We start from the raw sequence: 19,535 nt of genomic DNA, 5'->3' as shown, positions 1-19,535 counted from the left end.
CAGGACCGGAGCGCCGGTCAGTGGCCGATGGGGCGGCGAGGCAGCGGCGACGAATACACCACGCTCGTCGTCACCGACCCCAGCGTCCCGATCTTCCCGGAGATCTCCTCCAGGTGGCTCATCGAGCGGGCCGCCACCTTGATGACGAAGCAGTCGTCGCCCGTGACGTGATGGGCCTCCAGGATCTCCGGGGTCGCCTCGACCAGGTCGTGGAACGGCTTGTAGTTGCCGTTCGGGTACCGGAGCCGCACGAAGGCCAGGATCGGCAGACCGAGCCGTTCCGGGACGACCACGGCGGCGTACCCCGCGATCACCCCGGCCTCCTCCAGCCTGCGCACCCGCTCGGTCACGGCGCTCGCGGACATCGACACGGCGCGGGCCAGCTCCGCGTAACTGGCGCGGCCCTCGCGCTGGAGGACCTGCAGAATGCGCCAGTCCGTGGCGTCGGGAGCGTACGGCGGAGATGCGGCAGGGGAATCGACGGTCATGCAGAACAGATAACCGGGAAATCCTCGGAGGATCAACCGGTATCCCGGGGAACGGACCTTCCCGGAGTCGATCACTGACCGTAGATTTCTGGTCAGGGCCAGTAGCCCGCCCGCACCAGGAAAGGAACCACACCACCATGACGACGACCCAGACCGCCGCCGCGACCACCACCAACCCGGTCCTGCGCGTCGCCCCCGCCTCGCCCGCCGCCGCTGCCGCCTACTTCGGCGCGAGCCTCGCCTTCCACGCCGACGTGTCCGACGTCGCCGCCGCGCTCGCCGCCGACGGCGACCCGGGCTTCGTCGTCATCGACTCGCGCTCCACCGCCTCCTGGGACCAGGGTCACGTCCCGGGCGCGGTCCACCTGCCCACCGCCCTCATCGCCGAGCAGGCCGAGGAGCTCCTCGACAAGTCCGTGCCGGTCGTCACCTACTGCTGGGGCCCCGGCTGCAACGGCGCCACCCGGGCCGCCCTCGCCCTCGCCGAGCTCGGCTTCCAGGTCAAGGAGATGCTCGGCGGGTTCGAGTACTGGGTCCGCGAGGGCTTCGCGTACGAGACGTGGGAGGGCCCCGCGCAGCAGGCCGCCGACCCGCTGACCGCGCCCGTCGACTCCGACGACTGCGGCTGCTGAGCCCCGGACCCGATCAGCGCAGAAAGCGCGCGTCCCGGTGGCCGACGGCGTCCACCGGCCGCGCCGCACGCAGCACCACGTCCAGCGCCGCGTCCGCGTCGCAGGCGTAATGCCCGCTCGCCCAGGCCGCGTTGGCCTCCACGACGGCCCAGCCCCCGTCGTCCGCGAGCCGTCCGACATCCACGACGATCGCGCTCGGCAGCGTCGAGGACGGCAGGCGCCGCGCGAAGTCCCGCACCTCGTCGTGCAGTTCGTCCGTGTCGAGCGGTGCCACGTCCAGCTGTCCGCGCCGCGCGTACCGGCTCCCGGTGCGCACCTCCCCGTCGAGCAGGAACAGCCGGTACTCCGCATCGAACGTGACGATGTCGCTGACCAGCACCGGTGTGTCGTCGTCCGTCGCGTCCGGGCCGGGCAGCCCGCTGCCGTCCGGATAGATTCGCGCGGGGAAACTCTTGTCGTTCGGCGGCTTCATGAACGCGGGCCTGCGCAGGCTCCGCGCCGCGGCGATCGACGTCAACCGGACCTCCCTGCGCGTCAGTTCGCGCGGCAGATCCGCCAGCCAGCCCGGTGCCGCCTCCAGCAGACCGACCCCGAGCTCCTTGGCCACCGCGTCCGCGAACAGCGGCCCCGCATAGAGGGCGCCGCCCGGATGCCCGAGCCACTCGGCGGGGGTGCGCCGGTCGGCGTACGTCCGCACGCCGAGGCCGCGCCGCCGCGCCGCGTCGGCCAGGGCCAGACCGGTCGCGGTGACGCGCGGGGACAGGAACAGGGTTCGGGTGGGGTGTGCGGCGTGCATGGGGAGAAGGATGCGGGTCGTGCCGTCACCGTGGCCACCTGATATCCACGCGGCCACCTGATATCCACGCGGCCACCTGGTGTCCGCTGATCCGCGGGGGAGGCGAAATGAGCATGCGGCACGTCGGCGCCGCCCGGCATCATCGCCCCCCTGCCGGAAATCCCGCACCCCACCGTCGATCAACTGCGCCGCGCCCCTTGCCCGTTGCGCGGTCGCACGGCCCTGGTCACCGGGGCCGGCCGGCGCGCCGGGATCGGGTTCGCCGTGGCCCGGCGGCTCGCGGCGTACGGGACGAGCGTCTGTCCGCACCACCACGTGCCGCCCGACGCGGCCATGCCGTGGGGCGCCGACCGGCCCGCCGAGGTCGTCGCGGCGGTCCGTGAGGCGTGCGCCGACCCCGAGGCGCGCGTCGTGCACGGGCCCGCCGATCTCACCGGTCCCGGCGCCCCGGCCCGCCTGATCGCCGACGCGACGCACGCGCGCTGGGCGGCCGCCTGGACGTCGTCGTCGCCGACCACGCCCTCAGCGGCAGCGACGGCACCCTCGACACGATCGACGCCGCGATGCTCGACGCCCGCCGGGCCGTGGACGCCCGCTCGGTGATCCTCCTCGTGCGGGCCTTCGCCCGGACCACGCCGGGATCGACGCCCCCGGCGGGCGCGTCGTGATGATGACCCCCACCGTCAACCCGGACCCTTGGGCACTGGCTGTCCGGGCCCTTGGGCACCGGCTGTCCGGACGGCGCGGCCTACGAGGCGGTCGTCGAGCTGTTCTCCGGGAAGGGGTGGGGGAGGCCCGACGACCCGGCCCGGCCGATCGCCCGGCCGGCGGCCGACGAGGCGTGCTGGATCACCGGGCGGGTCATCGGCTCCGAAGGCGGCTTGCGCCGAACCCCCGTGTAGGACCTACAGCTTGGACAGCTCGTCCACCAGGTCGTCGAGCCCCAGCGACCCCTGCGAGAGCGCCGCCATGTGCCAGTCCTTCGCGTCGAAGGCGTCACCGTGCGCCGCCTGCGCGTTGGCCCGGCCGAGCAGCCATGCCCGCTCGCCCAGCTTGTAGCCGATCGCCTGGCCGGGGATCGACAGATACCGGGTCAGCTCGCTCTCCACGAAGTCCGCGGGACGGCTGCTGTGCGCGCCGAAGAACTCCTGCGCGAGGTCGGGCGTCCAGCGCTCGCCCGGGTGGAACGGCGAGTCGGCCGGGATCTCCAACTCCAGGTGCATGCCGATGTCGACGATGACCCGGCACGCCCGCATCATCTGCGCGTCCAGGTAACCGATCCGCGTCTCGGCGTCCGTCAGATACCCCAGCTCGTCCATCAGGCGCTCCGCGTACAGCGCCCAGCCCTCCGCGTTCGCGGAGACGATGCCGACCGTCGCCTGGTAACGCGACAGGTCCTCGGAGACGTGCGCCCACTGCGCGAGCTGCAGGTGGTGGCCGGGAACGCCCTCGTGGTACCAGGTCGACACGAGGTCGTAGACCGGGAACCGGGTCTGCCCCATCGTCGGCAGCCAGGTCCGTCCTGGCCGTGAGAAGTCGACGGACGGCTCCGTGTAGTACGGCGCCGCGGCGCTGCCGGGAGGCGCGATGCAGGACTCCACCTTCCGCACCCGCTCGGCGAGTTCGAAGTGGGTGCCGTCGAGCGCGTCGATCGCCTCGTCCATGAGGTTCTGCAGCCACTGCCGGACCTCCTCGACGCCCTCGATGTGGCGGCCGTGCTCGTCGAGGTGGGCCAGGGCCACCCACGGCGTCTCGGCGCCGGGCAGGATCTTCTCGGCCTCCTGCTTCATCTCGGCGAGCAGCCGGTGGAACTCGCTCCACCCGTACGCGTACGCCTCGTCCAGGTCGAGGTCGGTGCCGTTGTAGTAGCGCGACCAGCGGGCGTAGCGCTCGCGGCCCACCACGTCGGGGGAGCCCTCGACGGCCGGGGCGTACACGTCCCGCATCCAGTCGCGCAGCTCCACCGTCGCGGCGTCGGCGATCCGCGCGCCCGCCACGAGTTCCTCGCGCAGCGCCTCGGGCCCGCCCGCCGCGAACTGCTCGAACCAGCCTTCCCACTCGGTGAGTTGCTCGACGAACGTCCGCGTGGGCCGCGGCCCGCCGTGCAGCTTGCGCTCAAGGCCGAGCGCCAGCGTCTCGCGGTACCCGGCGAACGCGTCGGGGACCGCGCGCAGCCGCTCGGCGATCGCCGCCCAGTCCTCGTCCGTCTCGGTCGGGGCGATGGTGAAGACGTCCCGGACGCTGTGCACCGGCGAGCCGAGGTTCGAGACCTCGCGCAGATGCTCGTCGGCGTCGTGCACGGCGAGCTGGGCCGTCAGCCGCTCCCGGAGCAGCCGGGCGCAGCGGCGCTCGACGTCGCTGTCGGCGCCGGGCCCGCGCTCCGCCTCGTCGAGCTGTGCCAGCGTCCGGCGCTCCAGGTCGGCGACCGCCTCCAGGCCCGCGGGCGAGAGGTCGGGCAGCTTGCTGAGAGAGGTCCGTACGCCGAGGTATGTGCCGGTGACGGGGTCGAGGGCGGCGAGGGCGTCCACGTAGGCGTCCGCGACCTGACGGGGAGTGTGCGCAATGTCTGACATGCGGACATCCTCGTACGGGTCAGGGGGCCGCGTCACCATGATTCGCTGTGAGCGTGCCGTGCGGGGCGGCGGGCGGCAGCAGCGGCCCGCACTCCCACTGCTGGAAGATCAGCCGGGTCTCCACCCGCGCCACCTCGCGCCGTGCCGTGAACTCGTCGAGGACCAGGCGCTGCAGGTCCGTCATGTCGCGGACGGCGACATGCACCAGGTAGTCGTCGGGCCCGGTGAGATGGAAGACCGTGCGCGCCTCCGGCAGCGCGCGGATCCGCTCCACGAACGGGCCCACCAACTCCCGCCGGTGCGGCCGCACCTGAACGGAGAGCAGGGCTTGAAGCCCGCGGCCGAGCCGCGCCGGATCGACCCGCAGCACATGCCCGAGGATCACCCCGCACCGGCGCAGCCTGCTCACCCGGTCCAGACAGGTCGACGGCGCGACACCGACCTGCGCGGCGAGATCCCGGTACGTCGTACGGGCGTCGTTCTGCAGCAGCCGCAAGATCTCCAGATCGACCGGATCGAGTACGACAGAATCGGTCATCTGCCGAACGTAACACGGGAGTTCTCGCGCTACGACGGTCCGGTGTTCAGTCTTCTCGCCATGGACCACACCATGGACCACAACGAGGACGTGGCACGCCCCCGCACCCGGGCCCTCGCCACCGAAGCAGTGCACGCCGGCCGCGACGACCTCGCCGCCCTCGGTCTGCACGCCCCGCCCATCGACCTGTCGACGACCTACCCGTCCGCCGACACCCGCACCGAGGCCGCCCGCATCGACGCGTTCGCCGCCGACGGTGTCCTCGACGACGGGCCGCCGGTCTACGGCCGCCTCGGCAACCCGACGGTCACCCGCTTCGAGACGGCCCTCGCCCGCCTCGAGGGCACGGACGATGCCGTCGCGTTCGCGAGCGGCATGGCGGCCCTGACGGCGGTCCTTCTCGTACGCCGTTCAGCGGGCCTGGGCCATGTCGTCGCGGTCCGCCCGCTGTACGGGTGCAGCGACCACCTCCTCGACGCGGGCGTGCTCGGCACCGAGGTGACCTGGGTCGACCCGGCCGGCATCGCCGACGCGATCCGCCCCGACACCGGGCTCGTCCTCGTGGAGTCGCCCGCCAATCCGACCCTCGCCGAGGTCGACGTACGGGCCGTCGCGCACGCCTGCGCCGCGGTGCCGCTGCTCGTCGACAACACGTTCGCGACGCCGGTCCTCCAGCGCCCCGTCGAGAGCGGCGCCCGGCTCGTGCTGCACAGCGCGACCAAGTACCTGGGCGGACACGGCGACGTGCTCGGCGGAGTGGTGGCGTGCGACGCGGAGTTCGCGCGGCAGCTGCGCAAGATCCGCTTCGCGACGGGCGGCGTGCTCCATCCGCTCGCCGGCTATCTGCTGCTGCGCGGTCTCGCGACGCTTCCGGTACGGGTACGGGCGGCGTCCGCGACCGCGGCGGAACTGGCCCGGCGGCTGACCGGCGACCCGCGCGTCACCCGCGTCCACTATCCGCGCATCGGCGGCGCGATGGTGGCGTTCGAAGTGGCCGGGGACCCGCACGCGGTGACCGCCGCGGTCGACCTGATCACCCCCGCCGTCTCCCTCGGCAGCGTCGACACCCTCATCCAGCACCCGGCCTCCATCAGCCACCGCGTGGTGGCCGCCGACGACCGCCGCGCGGCCGGGGTCGGCGACCGGCTGCTGCGTCTGTCCGTCGGCCTGGAGGACGTGGAGGACCTGTGGGCCGACCTCGACCGGGCCCTCGACGGGGCGGGCCGGGGCGGGGGCCCGGTCGAGGGGCTGCGAGCGGTCCGGGCCGGCGGCACCCAGGACTCGTAGACTCGCCGTATGGCCATTTCACACAAACCGGGACGGGACGACGCCTGGGAGGGCGAGGTCGTCGACAAGTCCCGCGGCATGCTCGACGGGGCGAACATGTACCACTTCGTCGAGGTCAGGCTCACCGGCGGCGGGACGGAGCGGTTCCGCGTCGGCCGTCGGCTCTGGAAAGAGGTGGAGGCCGGCGACCGGATCGTGAAGCGACCCGGCGCCGACCCCGTCAAGGAGTAGCCGGCGTCCTACCGCTGGGCCTCCTGCTCGTAGGGCAGTCGGGAGGGCACCGGCGTCGCGTCCAGGCGCGCCGTGATCACGAGGGTGCCCTCCTCGATCTGGTAGTCGAGCGGCAGACCGAGGCCGCGCATCGCCGCGACCATCCCCGTGTTGGACGCCTGCGTCACGGCGTACACGCTCTCGCAGCCCGCTTCGACCGCCATCGTCACCAGGCGGCCGAGCAGTTCGGAGCCGACGCCGCGGCGCTGCCAGTCGTCCTCGACGAGGAGGGCGATCTCGGTCTCGTCGCCGTCCCACAGGAGGTGGCCGAGGGCGGCGATCCGGCCCGAGGCCGTCTGCGCCGCGAGCGTGCGACCGAAGCGGGGGCTCAGCAGGTGGTTGAGGTAGCGGTCCGCGTCGCCGACCGGGCCGTGGTAGCGCATGCTCAGGGTCCGCTGCGAGCAGCGCTCGTGCATCTCCTTGGCCGCCGCCACGTCCGAAGGGTCGGCGCGGCGCACCGTGATCTCGTTGCCCTCGGGCAGCGTCAGCACGTCTTTGCCGCGCGGGACCCGCGGGCCGAGCCGGGTGTCGAGCTCCACCAGGGCGCGGGCGCGCGCGAACTCGGTGGGCGTGAACGGCAGATACGGCCGCTCCACCGTGATCAGGCCGCCCTCCGGGGTGCGCAGGCGCAGCTCCGTGGCGTCGAACCCGCCCTCGGCGGACGCGGCGCCCGTGGACGTGGCGGGCAACGACCTGATGGTGCACCGGCCGAGCAACTGGCGCAGCGCGAGCGGGAGTTCCGCCGCGTCCTGCGCGGTGCGCGTGGCCAGCCCGAGGATCCGGGTGGGGGCGTCGACCAGGTCGTGGGCGTCGGCGCGCTCGATCCAGGTGTCGGCGCCGCCCGCCTGCGCGACCGCCACGGTCAGGTCGGCCGCCGCCATCTCCTGCGGGGCACGCAGCAGGAACTCGTCGACCGTGCCCTCGGCCAGCGGGTGCGTCTGCAGGCTCAGGATGTCCACCCGCAGATGGGCCAGGGCCATGCACAGCGCGGCGAGCGAACCCGGCTCGTCGCGCACCGTGGTCCGCATCCGCCACAGGGTGCTCCGCGCCGGATCGCGGGCCTCCGTGTCCCGGCGCCCGGCCGCCGTGGGCCGGGCGCCGGTATCCGGCGTCGGTGGAGCGTGCTCGTGGCGGCGTGTCCACCACGCCGCGGGCGCGGCGGCCCGTGCCAGCAGCGCACGGCACCGGCCGAGAGCGGATCGGTCGTTCTTCACTCGCGTCACATCAGACATGTCTGGACTCATGCAGCCACTGTGAAGGAACGGTGTTGCGTGATCACGAACGGTTTGTGACCGATGGGTAAAGAGCGCTTATGGCTGTTTTGCGCGGCACGTGCATCCCGCGGCCTTCCCCGGTCCGCGTCCGGCGGCCGCCGGACGCCTCAGCCGATCGCCGTGTGCAGTCGTCTCGCCTGCGCCACCAGCCGGGACGAGCCCTTTCGCGCGGCGACCTCGGCGAGGCCGGGTATCGTCCCGCGCTCGCCGGTCCGCTCCGCGCAGTCCGCCGCCAGGGCGAGCAGATCGGCCAGTCCCCGCAGCGCGACCGGACTCTCCTTGCTCGCGAGGAGCGTCGGCAGCAGCCCGCGGAGCACCGCCGACACCGTGGTGAACGCCCCGGTCCCCGCGGCCGTCCCGAACGCATCGGCCAGTCGCGTGGCCTTGACGTCGGCCGCTTCCCAGCCCCGCGCCAGCAGCGAGCCCAGCAGAGGAGCGTCGAGCTGCCGGCGGCCGGCGAGGATCAGCAACGCGTCCACCGCCGCGAGCCGGTCCTCCGGATGGCGTGCCGCGAGTCCGTACGCCACCGAGAGATGCACGGCCTGCCCCGCCGGCCCCTCCGCCTCCGCGAGCAGCGGCAGATAACCGGCCGCGCCCCGAACGTCGTGCACCGCGCAGTGCGACAGCTCCCGCAGCAGCCGCGCCGCCACGCTCTCGCGCCGTCCGGGGAGCATCGAGAGGTAATGGGACCGCTGCTGCACGGTGTCCGCCTCGAAGTACCAGTACGGCCCCCACGCATCCGGGAGCGACAACGGTCTGCCCAGCCGCCGGAACGGGTCGGGCAACGCGCTCTGCAGATCGGCCTGTTCCCCCATGCCGACGAGCAGATGACCGCTCTCGTCGCCCAACGTCACCACCGGCTGCGCGGGCGCCGGTGAACGGAGCCACTCGGCGAGCCGCTCGCCCTCCGGCGTCCCGAGCGCCGCCGCGTCCCGCGCCGCTCGCGCTGTCAGCCCGTCGCCGCGGTCCACCCGCAGCAGCGCCTGGGCGAAGTCGGCTTCGCCCGCTCGTACCTTCGCCGCGCGGTAGGCCGCGAGCCGCGCCACCAGCTCGGCCGGCTCGATGAACCCCGTGCTCCACGTCGGCGTGGCCAGCAGGAACGGCACCGGCTCGGTGCGGATGCGATACGCCGCCTCCCACAACCGGGCGTCGTGGCACCGGCGCAGCGTGCCGTCCGCCGGGCTCCGGCTCTCGTGGGCGCCATGAGTGACGGCCCTGTGCAGCACGTCCGTCCGCACGCTCTCCACCACCGTCGCCGCGACGACCTCCAGGCCGTGCGTGGCGTCACGGAAATACGTCTGGGTGTGGTCCGGCCGGTCCGTGCCGTACCACCAGCGGCGCGCCACCACCGGCTGCAACGCCTCCTTCAACGCCGCCCGGTCCCGGTACGCATGGCGCATCAGACCGTCCAGCGTCCGCTCCAGCGCCGCCGTGTCCCCGCCGGAGGAGAGCAGTGCGCCCACCTCCTCGGCCACCTCCGCGGCCGAGTCGGGCGCCGGGCAGAGACGGAACGGCTCCGCGGCGGGTGGCAGCACCTCCTGGTACGGCCCGTCCACGGCGAGACGCACCCCGAGCACCTCCTCGGCCCGCGACCGTGGGCCGGCACTCAACTGCTGCGCCGCGAGCACCAGTTGCTCCCTGGCCGCCGAGCCGGCCCCCGCGAGGTGCCGGGCCACCACCTTCAGGGCCCGCTCCTGCACCTCCGTGTCCGCGTGCCCGAACGCCTCGCCCACGGCCGGCAGCACCTCGTCGGCCACCGGTGCCGCTCCCTGCGGGGTGCCCTTCCTGAGGACCTTGTCGAGCAGCACCAACTGCGCCCGCACCAGCTTCTTCTCCGGCCGGAACAGCACCGCCACCGACACTTCGGCGAGCGAGCGGACCGGCACGTCGCCGTCCAGCGCCAGGGCGCCGAGCACCTTCTGCGCGTACCCGGCGACCGGCCCCGCCCCGTCCGCGCACAGCGCAGCCCAGTCGGCGAGCCGCTCCCGCTCCTCGTCGCGGCTCAGCGCCAACCGATCCAGCACCTTCAGGAACAACCGCAGGTCCGACGGTCGCCCGCCGCGCACCAGCCGGGCGACACAGCCGTCGACGACGACCTTGCGCTCCAGCACGCCTTCGGCCGTCAACGTGGCCAGACCGTGCGACCAGCTCACCGGGCTGTCCGCCTCGAACCAGTCCAGACGACCACCGATGTCATCCGTCTCGAACAGCGCCGCCGTCAGCGCCGCCAGATGAGGCTCGGCGCGCAACCGGTCGGCCAGCGAACGGCGGCCCCTGACCTCCCCGTTGACGTGATCCACCCAGCCGACGACGTACGCCTCCGTCGTCGGCACCGGGCAGCCGGACAGCGCGACCAGGCCCGAGACCACCTCGAACGACACACCACGCGACAGCGGCAGCGCGGCGAGGCGGTGCGCCACATCGGCCTGCCACTCCTTCTCGCGGTCGCCGAGCACGCGCAGCAACTCCGGCACGGCCTGCCCCGACCACCTCCAGTCGGCCGCCCCGATCCACGCCGCTGCCGCCGCCGCACCGGTGTGGCAGGCCGCCCCGGCCACGCGCAGGGCCGGATAGGCGGCCCGCGCCGGACGGCCCCACGGCTCCACGCGCAGTTCCTTGCGCAGGTCCTTCAGCGCCGGAACGCAGGCACGGCGCTCCGCGTCCGTCATCCCGCCGAGCAGCTGTGCCACCTGGTCCGGATCACCCTTGCGCACCCACTGCACCAGCGTCGTCCCGTCGCTCATCGCGCGCCCTCCACGACCGTCGCCGCCACGGTGCTCCCCGCGCCCGGAACGGCCTGGCCGCGGCGCGCCATCCGCACCGCGAGCGCGTGCTTGCAGGGCCCGCGCCCACCTCGATACCTGGCCCACCACACGCACGTACAACTCGACTTCCCCCCGTCCTCACGGACCCGGTGCACATGACCGTCCTCCGCCGTGACCGTGCTCAGCTCCCCGTCCAGCGCCACCGCTCCCGCCGCGACGAGGGCCCGGGCGTCCCGCAGCCGTGGATTGTGCCGCTCCACCCGGCTCGCGTCGTAGGGCAGTTCACGGTGGAAGTACGCCGCTTCCGCCGTGTCGTACCCGACCCGCCCCGACGTGCCGAGCCGGACCAGGGCAGCCCGCACCCGGTCCACCGGCAGCCCCGACGACGCGGCCAGATCGGCGAGATCGATGCGCGGCTCCCACGCGAGCAGCACGGAGATCAACTCGGCGTCCTCGGCGGCCTGGTCCGTGGCCAGTGCCTCCAGTACGCCGCCCTCGCCGGAGAATCCGCGCGCGGCGTCCGGAGAGAGGGTCAGCGTGAGCCGCATCCCGGGCAGCACCGCCTCCCACGCGCCGGCCACCGCCGCACCCGAGCCGACGGACGGGCCGTACACCCGCAGCGCCGTCGCGTGCCGCAACACCCGCTGCAGAGCGACGAGCCGCTCGGGACCCGGCAGACACACGGCGCCGGGCACCGCGCGCGTCGTCGGCCGCAGGGAGCGGCCCGCGGGCACCACCCAACGCGCCCCGCGCCCCGCCGAGCGCGGCAGCGACCGCAGGAACCGCACCGCCTCCGCCGCCGTCAGCTCGGCGCGCAGCTCGAAACCGGCCGCGATCACCTGTGCCTCGGCGAAGCCGCGCAGCCAGCGGTCCGGCAGGGGCACCTTCTTCTCCACCACAGGACCGTCGAGCGTCGTCACGGCCAGGGCGTCGGGGCCCACCCGAAGATGCAGCGGGTCGTCGGATCCGATCCGTGAAAGGGCCTGCCGCAGCGGGTTGTTGACGTCGACATTCGTCGTGCCGTGCCGTATGTCGTCGCCGTCGAGACCTTCCGCCAGGACGTCCAGGCGCGCATACACACCCCCGCAGCCGGAGAACGACTCGAACCGCAGCCGATCGTCGCTGCCCGTCACGACCGGGTCGAGCGAGGCCCGCAGTTGCGGCTGGTAGTAGCGGGCCGCCGCCACGTCCGCCACCGCGAGCAGTCCCGCCGACGCCACCTGGGGCGCCGTCAGGAACCCGGCGAAGAACTGCGGATGGTCCCGGGGGCCGGCGGGGGTGGCACCCCGCGAGGTCTCCAGTCCCAACTGCCGGGCGCCCGCGGCGGACTCCAGCGCGGAGGGTCGACGATAGGTCACGGCCTGTGTTGATCGCGTCATGGGAAAACCGTAGAGGCGACCACTGACAATCGGCCCTGACCTGCGACTACGGCCGTTTCAGTGGGAGTTGGCGGACGGCGTGGGCGGGTCGGGAACGGTCACTCTCCGCGCCCGGTCCGGGCGGCTGTCCTCCGCGCCCGGCCCGGTCGGCCGTTCTCCGCGCCCGCCCACCCCGTCACTGCCCGACCCGCCCCGGCTGCAGCGTCTGCGCGAAGAGAACGTCCCCGCCCTCCTGGCGCAAGCGCACCGTCAGCTCGCCGCTGTCGCCGTCGATGTCGACCTCGCCGAAGTACGGCGATGTCTCCATCGGGGAGGTGTTCGCCCGGTCCGGTGCCTTGATGAACGCCTGCCGCGGGCCGAACGTGCCGTCCAGCTTCGTCGCCTGGAAACCGCCCGCGGCCAGCGGGCCCGACACGAACTCCCAGAACGGCTCGAAGTCCTGGAACGCGGCCTTCGACGGCTCGTAGTGCTGCGCCGACGTGTAGTGCACGTCCGCCGTCAGCCACAGCGTGCCCGTGATCCGCTGGTGCTTGATGTGCCGCAGCAGCTCGGCGATCTGCAGCTCGCGGCCGAGCGGCGCACCCGGGTCGTTCTGCGCGACGGCCTCGAAGTTCGTCGCCCCGTCCGTCACGACCAGACCCAGCGGCATGTCGGAGGCGATCACCTTCCAGGTGGCTCGCGAACGCGACAACTCCCTCTTGAGCCAGGCGAGTTGCTCGGCGCCGAGGATGCCCGTGGTGTCGTCGGGCTGCCGGTCCGGCGAGTTGGCGTTGCGGTACGTGCGCATGTCGAGGACGAACACGTCGAGCAGCGGGCCGTGCCGCAGCACCCGGTACACGCGGCCCTCCGCGTCACCCGGCGGCAGCGTCGACACGGGGAAGTACTCGCTGAACGCGCGCAGGGAGCGCGCCGACAGCACGTCCACGTTCTTCTCCGTGTAGCGGGCGTCGCTGAGGATCTGGCCCGGGTACCAGTTGTTGTGCACCTCGTGGTCGTCCCACTGGGTGATGGTGGGGACCTGGGCGTTGAAGCGACGCAGGTTCTCGTCGAGCAGGTTGTAGCGGAACGCGCCGCGGAACTCGGCCAGCGTCTCGGCGACCTTCGACTTCTCCTCGGTGGTCACATTGCGCCACACCCGCCCGTCGGGCAGCGTCACGCTCGGCAGGATCGGGCCGTCCGCGTAGATGTTGTCGCCGCTGCACACGAAGAAGTCCGGGTCCAGGGCGAGCATGTCCTGGTAGACCCGGTAGCCGCCGCGGTCGGGGTTGATGCCCCAGCCCTGGCCCGCGATGTCACCGGACCACAGGAACCGCACCCCGTCGCGCCGCCGGACGGGCGCGGTGCGAAAGGTGCCCGGCACCGGAGCGCCGGTGCGCCGCGGGTCGTCCGGGTCGGCGAGCAGGACGCGGTAGTGGACCTGTTCGCCGGGCGGTAGCCCGTGCAGCCGCGTTGTGCCGGTGAAGTCGGTGTCGGGACCGACCAGCGGCCCGCGCCATCTGGTCGGGTTGCGGAACGACTCGGTGGCCGACGTCTCCACGATCATCCGGGCCGGCCGGTCCGAACGCACCCAGATCAGGCCCGAGTGCGCGGTCACATCGCCGGCCTGCACTCCCCAGCCCGCCTCGGGCCGGCCCGACAGGGCGAACGCGGGCGCCGCCGCGCCGCCGACCGCAGGCAGGGCGAGCCCCGCCGACGCGGCGAGCGCGCCGCGCAGCACTCCTCGACGGCCGGGCAGGGGACGTGACGGACGGTGCGACATGGGCGCCTCCAGTGACAGTCGGGACAGCGGTGCGGTGCCATGGCCACACCTACGGGGACGCCACGACGCGCACACGAACCCCAAGTGAACAACTGCCCCCACCGTCAGGGGAACCGGGCGCGCGCGGCCGCGTCCCGCGACCTAGGTCGCGAGACGGTCCAGGACCGGGCCACCGGCCGATGCCGGCAAGATCGCAGGGGCCCTACCGTCGGCATCACCTGACCGACGAAGGGAACTCCGATGACCGCAGTGCCGCAGCCCACCGCCCACCTCCGCATCGCCCGCCCGTCCCGCGACCTGGCCGCCGCCGAGGAGTTCTGGGCGCGCGGGCTCGGCCTGAGCGTCGTGTACCGGGCCGAGGGCGGGCACGCGCCCGGGGAGCACGATCTGCTGATGCTCGGCTGGCCGGAGGCCTCGTGGCACCTCGAACTCGTCCATGAGCAGGCGGCCCCGGTGACACCCCGGCCCACCGAGGAGGACCTGCTCGTCGTCTATCTGGACGGGCCCGTCCCGGACGAGCTGCTCGCGCGCCTCGAAGCGCACGGCGGCAAGCGCGTGACCTCGCCCAACCCCTACTGGAACGAGTGGGGCGCCACGGTCGAGGACCCCGACGGCTACCGGCTCGTGCTCTGCACGCGCGCGTGGTCCAACTCCTGAGCGGCGCCCGCGAGCAGCCGTACCCCCTCGGTGATCCGGGCGGGGGAGAGATGGGCGTAGCCGAGGACCAGGGACACCCCGTGACCACGCTCGTGCGCGCGCCCGTAGTGGCCCAGTGGGCGGACCGCGACACCTGCGGCGGCACACCGCTCCACGAGGCCGCTCGCGGGGTCGTAGGTGTCCGGAAGCGTGGCGATGGCGTGCAGGCCCGCCGCGATGCCCGAGACCTCGGTGCCGGGCAGGTACCTGTGCAGCGCGGCGACCAGGGCGTCCCGCCGCTCCTTGTAGGCGCGCTGGCAGCGGCGCAACTGCCGGTCGTAGTCGCCGCGTTCGACGAACCGGGCGAGCGTCGCCTGGTCGAGCGCCGGATTGCCCAGGTCCATGTAGCGCTTGCGCTCCACCACCTCGTCGGCCAGGGCGTCGGGCACCACCATCCAGCCGAGCCGGAGACCGGGCGCCAGCGACTTGCTCACCGAGCCCGTGTAGGCGACGTGTTCGGGATCGAGACCCTGGAGCGCGCCCACGGGGGCACGGTCGTAGCGGAAGTCGCCGTCGTAGTCGTCCTCGACGATCAGACCGCGCACGTCCCGCACCCAGTCCAGGAGGTCGGTCCTGCGCGCCGCCGAGTATGCGATGCCGGACGGGAAGTGGTGCGACGGCGTCGTGACCACGGACCGCACGCCCGAGGCCCGCAGCGACTTCATTTCGAGCCCCTCGGCATCCATGGCGACACGTACCGCCTCGGGTCCCGCCGCCGCGAACAGGTCCTCGTACTGCGGGCTCCCGGGATCCTCCACGCCGACGCCCTGCTCCCCGCGCGCGTGCAGTACGAAGCCGAGCAGCGTCACCGCCTGCGTCACCCCGGAGCAGACGATGATCCGCTCGGGGTCGGTCACCACGCCCCGGCGCCGGGCGAGCAGTTCGGCGAGGGCGGTGCGGAGCCGGGGGAGCCCGCGCGGGTCCGGGTAGCCGAGCCCCTGGTGCGGCAGGGCGGACAGCACGTCGCGCTGGGCCGCCGCCCAGGCGGCCCGGGGGAACAGCGACAGATCGGGGGTGCCCGGCACGAAGTCGGCCCGCACCCCGGGGGACGGGCGCGGGGCGAGATCACGGGTGCCGGGCGGCGCGCCCCGCACCGCGTCGCCGACCCAGGTCCCGGCGCCCCGGCCGCTGCGCAGATACCCCTCCGCGGTCAACTGCTCGTACGCCTCGGTGATCAGCCCCCGGGACACCCCGAGGTCCCGCGCCAGATCCCGGCTCGACGGCAGCCGGGTGCCCGGCACGAGGCGGCCCGAGCGCACCGCGTCCCGCAGCGCGGACTGCAGCGAACGGCCACGCGCGCGTGCCGGGGCGGCCGCCGCGGGCAGCAACAACTCCCAGGCCGCGGACGGCGGAGAGAACTCGGTCGTCATGACCGTGGACCCTAATGCGGCGTGACCGTCGTGCGCCGATTGGTCCAGGACAGAGCCCGTGAAGTGGCCCTCATTCCGGACCACTTCCGCTCCTAGCGTCGTTGCCATGAACGTCGCGACTCTTCGAGGCTCCCTGTTCGCCGCCCTCGCCTGCGTCCTGGTGGGCGGCTCCTTCACCGCCAACAGCGTCCTGGGCGACTACCCGTACGCGGGCGGCCAGTTCCTGCGCTACGGCGCCGCCTGCCTGCTGCTCCTGCCCGGACTGCGGCTCGCCCCGCTGCGTCGGCTCGTCCCGCGCCAGTGGGCGCGGCTCGCCCTCCTCGCCGCCGTGGGCATGGTCGGTTTCAACCTCGCGGTGCTCGCCGCCGAACGCTCGGCGGAACCCGCGGTGCCCGGCGTCCTCGTGGGCTGCGCACCGGTCGTGGTGGCCGTCCTGGTGCCGCTGCTGTCCGGACGGCGGCCCCGGCGGGCCGTGCTCCATGGCGCGTCGCTCGTCGCCGTCGGAGCCTTCACGGTGCAGGGCTGGGGGCACACGGACGCGGCGGGGATCGCCTTCTCGGTGGGCGCACTCGCCGGGGAGGTGGGCTTCGCGGTACTGGCCGTACCCGTGCTGCGGCCGCTCGGCCCGCGCCTGTTGTCCTGCACCGTGTGCGGCATCGCGGCCGTCGAGTCCGCCGCAGTGGGCCTGGCCGTCGACGGCGCCTCCTGGCTGCGCGTCCCCGACGGTGCGGAGGCCGCCGCCCTGGCGTGGCAGGCGGCCGTCGTCACCGTGATCGGCTTCGTCTGCTGGTACAAGGGCATGCAGCGGATCGGGGCCGAGCGCGCCACGTTGTTCTCCGGCCTCATCCCGGTCGCCGCCGCCTGCACGGCGCCGCTGGTCGGATCGGGGACGTACGGCGTAGCCCAGGGCGTCGGCAGCGCGCTCGTCGGCGCCGGGGTCGCCCTGGGCTCCGGGGCGCTGGGCCTGCGCCGGTCAGCGGCTCGTGTCCAGCACGACGCGGGCGACGAGCGCGGGGTCGTCGCTCATCGGAACGTGGCCGCAGCCGGGCAGCCGCACGAGCCGCGCGCCCGGCAGGACCTGCTTGGCGCGGATCCCCTGACGGCGCACGAGCAGCCGGTCGCGGGTGCCCCAGGCGACCGTCACGGGGACCTCGGGGACGTCGTCACGGAAGAGCACGTCCCGGCCCGCCTCCAGGGTCTGGCGGAACCCGCTCGCGTGGCGCAGCGCCAGCGTCTCGGCGACCACGGCCTCCGGTGAACGGCGGCCGGGGTGCGCGTAGATGGTGCTGGTGAGCGCGGTCCGCCCGGCCGCCGACCGCGAAAGACGCTCGATCACCGGCACCGGCAGCGCCCGCGCGCCCTGCCGCATCGCCAGCAGCGTGCCGAACGCGTACCGGCGCTCGGCCTGCGTCCAGAACCCGGCCGGCGACAACGCCGTGACCGACCGTACGCGTTTCTCGCGGCCCAGCTCCAGGGCGAGCAGACCGCCCAGCGAGTTCCCCGCCACATGCGGCCGGTCGATCCCCAGATGGCGGCAGAACGCGTCCAGGACCGGCACCACGCTCGTCAGGTCGTACGCGAGCCCGTCCGGCAGCGCAGGCGACGCGCCGAACCCCGGCAGGTCCACGGCGATGACGTCGCGCTCGGTGGCCAGGATCGGGATGACCGGCTCCCACGCCTGCCAGTGGTGGCCGATCCCGTGCAGCAGGAGCAGCGGCTCCCCGGCGCCCGCGCGCTCGTACGTGAGCGTCACCTCGCGCGGTCCGCCGGGGCTCTCGATGGTGAAGGACACCTGTTCCGCCATGTCGCTCGCTCCCTGTCCCCGCCACGCCTCGACGGTTCCTTAGACTCCTTGTCAGCAACAATTACCGCCGAGTAGCGTCCAGTTCAAGGGGGTGGCGCGAAAGGACGGAGGGGAGCGGTCGGTCAATCTCCCGTCTGGATGTGCCAGTTGAAGTGCGCGTGCCCCTTGTTGCCGTACAGGTTCAGCCACAGCGGCATCAGGAACTCCACACCGCGAGCCGTCTCGATGCCACCCAGGTCGATGATCCGCTCCGGCGCCCAGCCGAACTCGCCGAGCATGCCGCGCACCTCCTCCTTCGCGCCGGCGTCGTCACCGCTGAGGAAGAGCTGGTGCGCGCCCGGCAGCGCCGCCGGGTCCACCATCAGTGAACTCGTGAGCGTGTTCAGCGTCTTCACCACCCGCGCGCGCGGGAACGCCTTCTGCAACTGCTCGCCCACACTGCCGATGTCGTCGAGCGACGCCAGCCGCATCCCACCCTCGAACTGCTCCAGCTTGTTCGACGTGTCGACGACTACCTTGCCGTCCAGGTGCTCCGCACCGGCCGCCCGCAGCGCTTCGAGGGCGACATGTCCGCCGACCGCCTCGACGACGCGCTCCCCGAACTCGGCCGCGTCCGCGAACGTGCCGACACTCGCGCGCGGGCCCGCGCCCTGCGCCCACTCCATGGCCGCGGGGTTGTCCTTGCTGCGCGCCCCCATCCGTACGTCGTGCCCCAGCTCGACCAGCCTGCTCGCGAGGGTCCGTCCGACGATGCCCGTGCCCAGAACCGCGTACCTCACAACAGTTTCCTCCTGGTGCGCCCACCGCCTCTCGGTGGACGTGCGCCCATTGTGTGGGCGGACGTCCCGGTTCCGCCTGGACACGGCCGGATCCGTCGGATGGGATGGGGAGGTGGCCGCCGAGACACCGACCGACGCGTTCGATGAGCACCGCCCCGTCCTGATGGGCGTGGCCTACCGCATGCTGGGCCGGGTCGCCGACGCCGAGGACGTCGTACAGGACGCGTGGCTCCGCTGGTCCCAGACCGACCGGAGCGATGTCCGTGAACCGCGCGCCTATCTGGTGCGCATCACCACCCGACTCGCCCTCGACCGGTTGCGCCAGGTGCAGGCGCGGCGTGAGTCCTACGTGGGCCCCTGGCTGCCCGAACCCCTGGTCACGGACTTCGGTCCCACGGTGCCCGACACCGCGGAGCAGGCCGTCCTCGCCGAATCGGTCTCGTTCGCCGTCCTGGTCGTCCTGGAGTCGCTCTCCCCGCTGGAGCGCGCGGTGTTCGTGCTGCGCGAGGCGTTCGGGCTGCCCTTCGCGGAGATCGCCGCCACCCTGGAGCGCGCCGAGAGCACGGTGCGCCAACTCGCGCGACGTGCCCGCAAGCACGTCGAGGAGCGCCGGCCCCGGTACGACGTCGACCCCGTCCAGCAGCGCGACCTCACCCAGCGGTTCCTCGCCGCGGCCGGCGAGGGCGACCTGGACGGCCTGCTGGCACTGCTCGCACCGGACGTGCGGCTGGTCGGCGACAGCGGCGGCAAGTCCAAGGCGCCGCTGCGCGTCATCGAGACCGCCGACAAGGTCGGCCGCTTCCTGCACGGCGCCGCGGCGAAGGACGCGCAGCTCGGGTTCGAGTTCCGGTTCATGGAGATCAACGGTGCGCCCGGTCTGGTCGCCTTCCTGGGCGGCAAGCCCGACGCGGTGTTCCAACTCGCCGTGTTCGAGGGCAGGATTCAGGAGATCTATATCGTGCGGAACCCGGACAAGCTGCAGTCGCTGCTGTAGTCGGCCCGCGCACCTCGCACCTCAAACGCCGTACACCGGCGCTTCCTTCATGGCCGTCTCACCAACAGTGTGTGAACGCCCTGCTGCCGACGCCTGCGCGCGTCGCGGGCGATCGATGATTGGTCTTGACC

General features: G+C 73.3%; 16 protein-coding genes and 2 pseudogenes. 7 read left to right on the top strand and 11 right to left on the bottom strand.

Features of this window, described 5'->3' with window-relative positions:
• Nucleotides 1-17: 17 nt before the first annotated feature.
• Entirely contained in the window at nucleotides 18-488 is a 471-nt protein-coding gene (locus J3486_RS14885) for an Lrp/AsnC family transcriptional regulator (RefSeq protein WP_207820760.1), read from the bottom strand.
• A 137-nt stretch (nucleotides 489-625) separates the two neighbouring features.
• Between J3486_RS14885 and J3486_RS14880 the strand changes: the two genes are divergently transcribed.
• On the top strand, nucleotides 626-1,120 hold the full coding sequence (locus J3486_RS14880) for a rhodanese-like domain-containing protein (RefSeq protein ID WP_207820759.1): 495 nt from the start codon (nucleotides 626-628) through the stop codon (nucleotides 1,118-1,120).
• A 13-nt stretch (nucleotides 1,121-1,133) separates the two neighbouring features.
• Here J3486_RS14880 and J3486_RS14875 read toward each other — a convergent pair whose 3' ends face one another.
• Nucleotides 1,134-1,916: an ATP-grasp domain-containing protein gene (locus J3486_RS14875; RefSeq protein WP_207820758.1), complete on the bottom strand. Its 783-nt coding sequence runs from the start codon at nucleotides 1,914-1,916 to the stop codon at nucleotides 1,134-1,136.
• 150 nt (nucleotides 1,917-2,066) lie between these two features.
• Between J3486_RS14875 and J3486_RS14870 the strand changes: the two are divergent.
• Nucleotides 2,067-2,818, top strand: a pseudogene (locus J3486_RS14870) (SDR family oxidoreductase).
• 3 nt (nucleotides 2,819-2,821) lie between these two features.
• Here the strand turns inward: J3486_RS14870 and J3486_RS14865 are convergent.
• Nucleotides 2,822-4,489: a DUF885 domain-containing protein gene (locus tag J3486_RS14865; RefSeq protein WP_207820757.1), complete on the bottom strand. Its 1,668-nt coding sequence runs from the start codon at nucleotides 4,487-4,489 to the stop codon at nucleotides 2,822-2,824.
• Between the two features lie 19 nt (nucleotides 4,490-4,508).
• The gene (locus J3486_RS14860) at nucleotides 4,509-5,027 is read right to left on the bottom strand and encodes an Lrp/AsnC family transcriptional regulator (RefSeq protein ID WP_207820756.1); all 519 of its coding nucleotides are present in this window, start codon (nucleotides 5,025-5,027) and stop codon (nucleotides 4,509-4,511) included.
• A 60-nt stretch (nucleotides 5,028-5,087) separates the two neighbouring features.
• On the opposite strand from J3486_RS14860, the gene J3486_RS14855 reads away from it, so the two are divergent.
• A complete protein-coding gene (locus J3486_RS14855) occupies nucleotides 5,088-6,314 on the top strand; it encodes a PLP-dependent aspartate aminotransferase family protein (RefSeq protein WP_207820805.1) in 1,227 nt (408 codons plus the stop codon).
• 9 nt (nucleotides 6,315-6,323) lie between these two features.
• On the top strand, nucleotides 6,324-6,545 hold the full coding sequence (locus J3486_RS14850) for a hypothetical protein (protein ID WP_207820806.1): 222 nt from the start codon (nucleotides 6,324-6,326) through the stop codon (nucleotides 6,543-6,545).
• An 8-nt stretch (nucleotides 6,546-6,553) separates the two neighbouring features.
• On the opposite strand, the gene J3486_RS14845 is transcribed toward J3486_RS14850, so the two are convergent.
• From J3486_RS14845 to J3486_RS14830, 4 genes are all read right to left on the bottom strand, one after another.
• Complete coding sequence (locus J3486_RS14845; protein WP_374194722.1) at nucleotides 6,554-7,816, bottom strand: GNAT family N-acetyltransferase; 1,263 nt, start codon at nucleotides 7,814-7,816, stop codon at nucleotides 6,554-6,556.
• A gap of 149 nt (nucleotides 7,817-7,965) precedes the next feature.
• On the bottom strand, nucleotides 7,966-10,602 hold the full coding sequence (locus J3486_RS14840; RefSeq protein ID WP_207820754.1) for a DUF6493 family protein: 2,637 nt from the start codon (nucleotides 10,600-10,602) through the stop codon (nucleotides 7,966-7,968).
• On the bottom strand, nucleotides 10,599-12,002 hold the full coding sequence (locus J3486_RS14835; RefSeq protein WP_207820753.1) for an SWIM zinc finger family protein: 1,404 nt from the start codon (nucleotides 12,000-12,002) through the stop codon (nucleotides 10,599-10,601). Before J3486_RS14835 ends, J3486_RS14840 begins: the two co-directional genes overlap by 4 nt.
• Nucleotides 12,003-12,177: 175 nt before the next feature.
• Nucleotides 12,178-13,761 (bottom strand): alkaline phosphatase, encoded by a 1,584-nt coding sequence (locus J3486_RS14830; protein ID WP_207820752.1) that lies wholly within the window; start codon nucleotides 13,759-13,761, stop codon nucleotides 12,178-12,180.
• A gap of 240 nt (nucleotides 13,762-14,001) precedes the next feature.
• On the opposite strand from J3486_RS14830, the gene J3486_RS14825 reads away from it, so the two are divergent.
• Entirely contained in the window at nucleotides 14,002-14,418 is a 417-nt protein-coding gene (locus J3486_RS14825; protein WP_207820751.1) for a VOC family protein, read from the top strand.
• Here the strand turns inward: J3486_RS14825 and J3486_RS14820 are convergent.
• Nucleotides 14,376-15,827, bottom strand: coding sequence for a PLP-dependent aminotransferase family protein (locus tag J3486_RS14820; protein ID WP_207820750.1), 1,452 nt, complete (start codon nucleotides 15,825-15,827; stop codon nucleotides 14,376-14,378). The two genes, J3486_RS14825 and J3486_RS14820, sit on opposite strands and share 43 nt — an antisense overlap.
• Nucleotides 15,828-15,933: 106 nt before the next feature.
• Here J3486_RS14820 and J3486_RS14815 point away from each other — a divergent pair.
• Nucleotides 15,934-16,761, top strand: a pseudogene (locus J3486_RS14815) (EamA family transporter); the annotation flags it as partial.
• Between the two features lie 39 nt (nucleotides 16,762-16,800).
• Here the strand turns inward: J3486_RS14815 and J3486_RS14810 are convergent.
• Together J3486_RS14810 and J3486_RS14805 are read right to left on the bottom strand one after the other, a co-directional pair.
• Nucleotides 16,801-17,631, bottom strand: coding sequence for an alpha/beta fold hydrolase (locus J3486_RS14810; protein WP_207820749.1), 831 nt, complete (start codon nucleotides 17,629-17,631; stop codon nucleotides 16,801-16,803).
• A gap of 122 nt (nucleotides 17,632-17,753) precedes the next feature.
• Nucleotides 17,754-18,410 carry an NADPH-dependent F420 reductase gene (locus J3486_RS14805; protein WP_207820748.1) on the bottom strand — a complete coding sequence of 219 codons (657 nt, stop codon included), beginning with the start codon at nucleotides 18,408-18,410 and terminating at the stop codon, nucleotides 17,754-17,756.
• 112 nt (nucleotides 18,411-18,522) lie between these two features.
• Between J3486_RS14805 and sigJ the strand changes: the two genes are divergently transcribed.
• Complete coding sequence (sigJ, locus tag J3486_RS14800; protein WP_207820747.1) at nucleotides 18,523-19,404, top strand: RNA polymerase sigma factor SigJ; 882 nt, start codon at nucleotides 18,523-18,525, stop codon at nucleotides 19,402-19,404.
• Nucleotides 19,405-19,535: the final 131 nt, after the last annotated feature.

It is taken from the genome of Streptomyces sp. VRA16 Mangrove soil, assembly GCF_017377775.1.
Taxonomy (GTDB): domain Bacteria; phylum Actinomycetota; class Actinomycetes; order Streptomycetales; family Streptomycetaceae; genus Streptomyces.
Note: the sequence above shows the minus strand (reverse complement) of the source record. Positions and strands in the feature narration are given on the sequence as shown.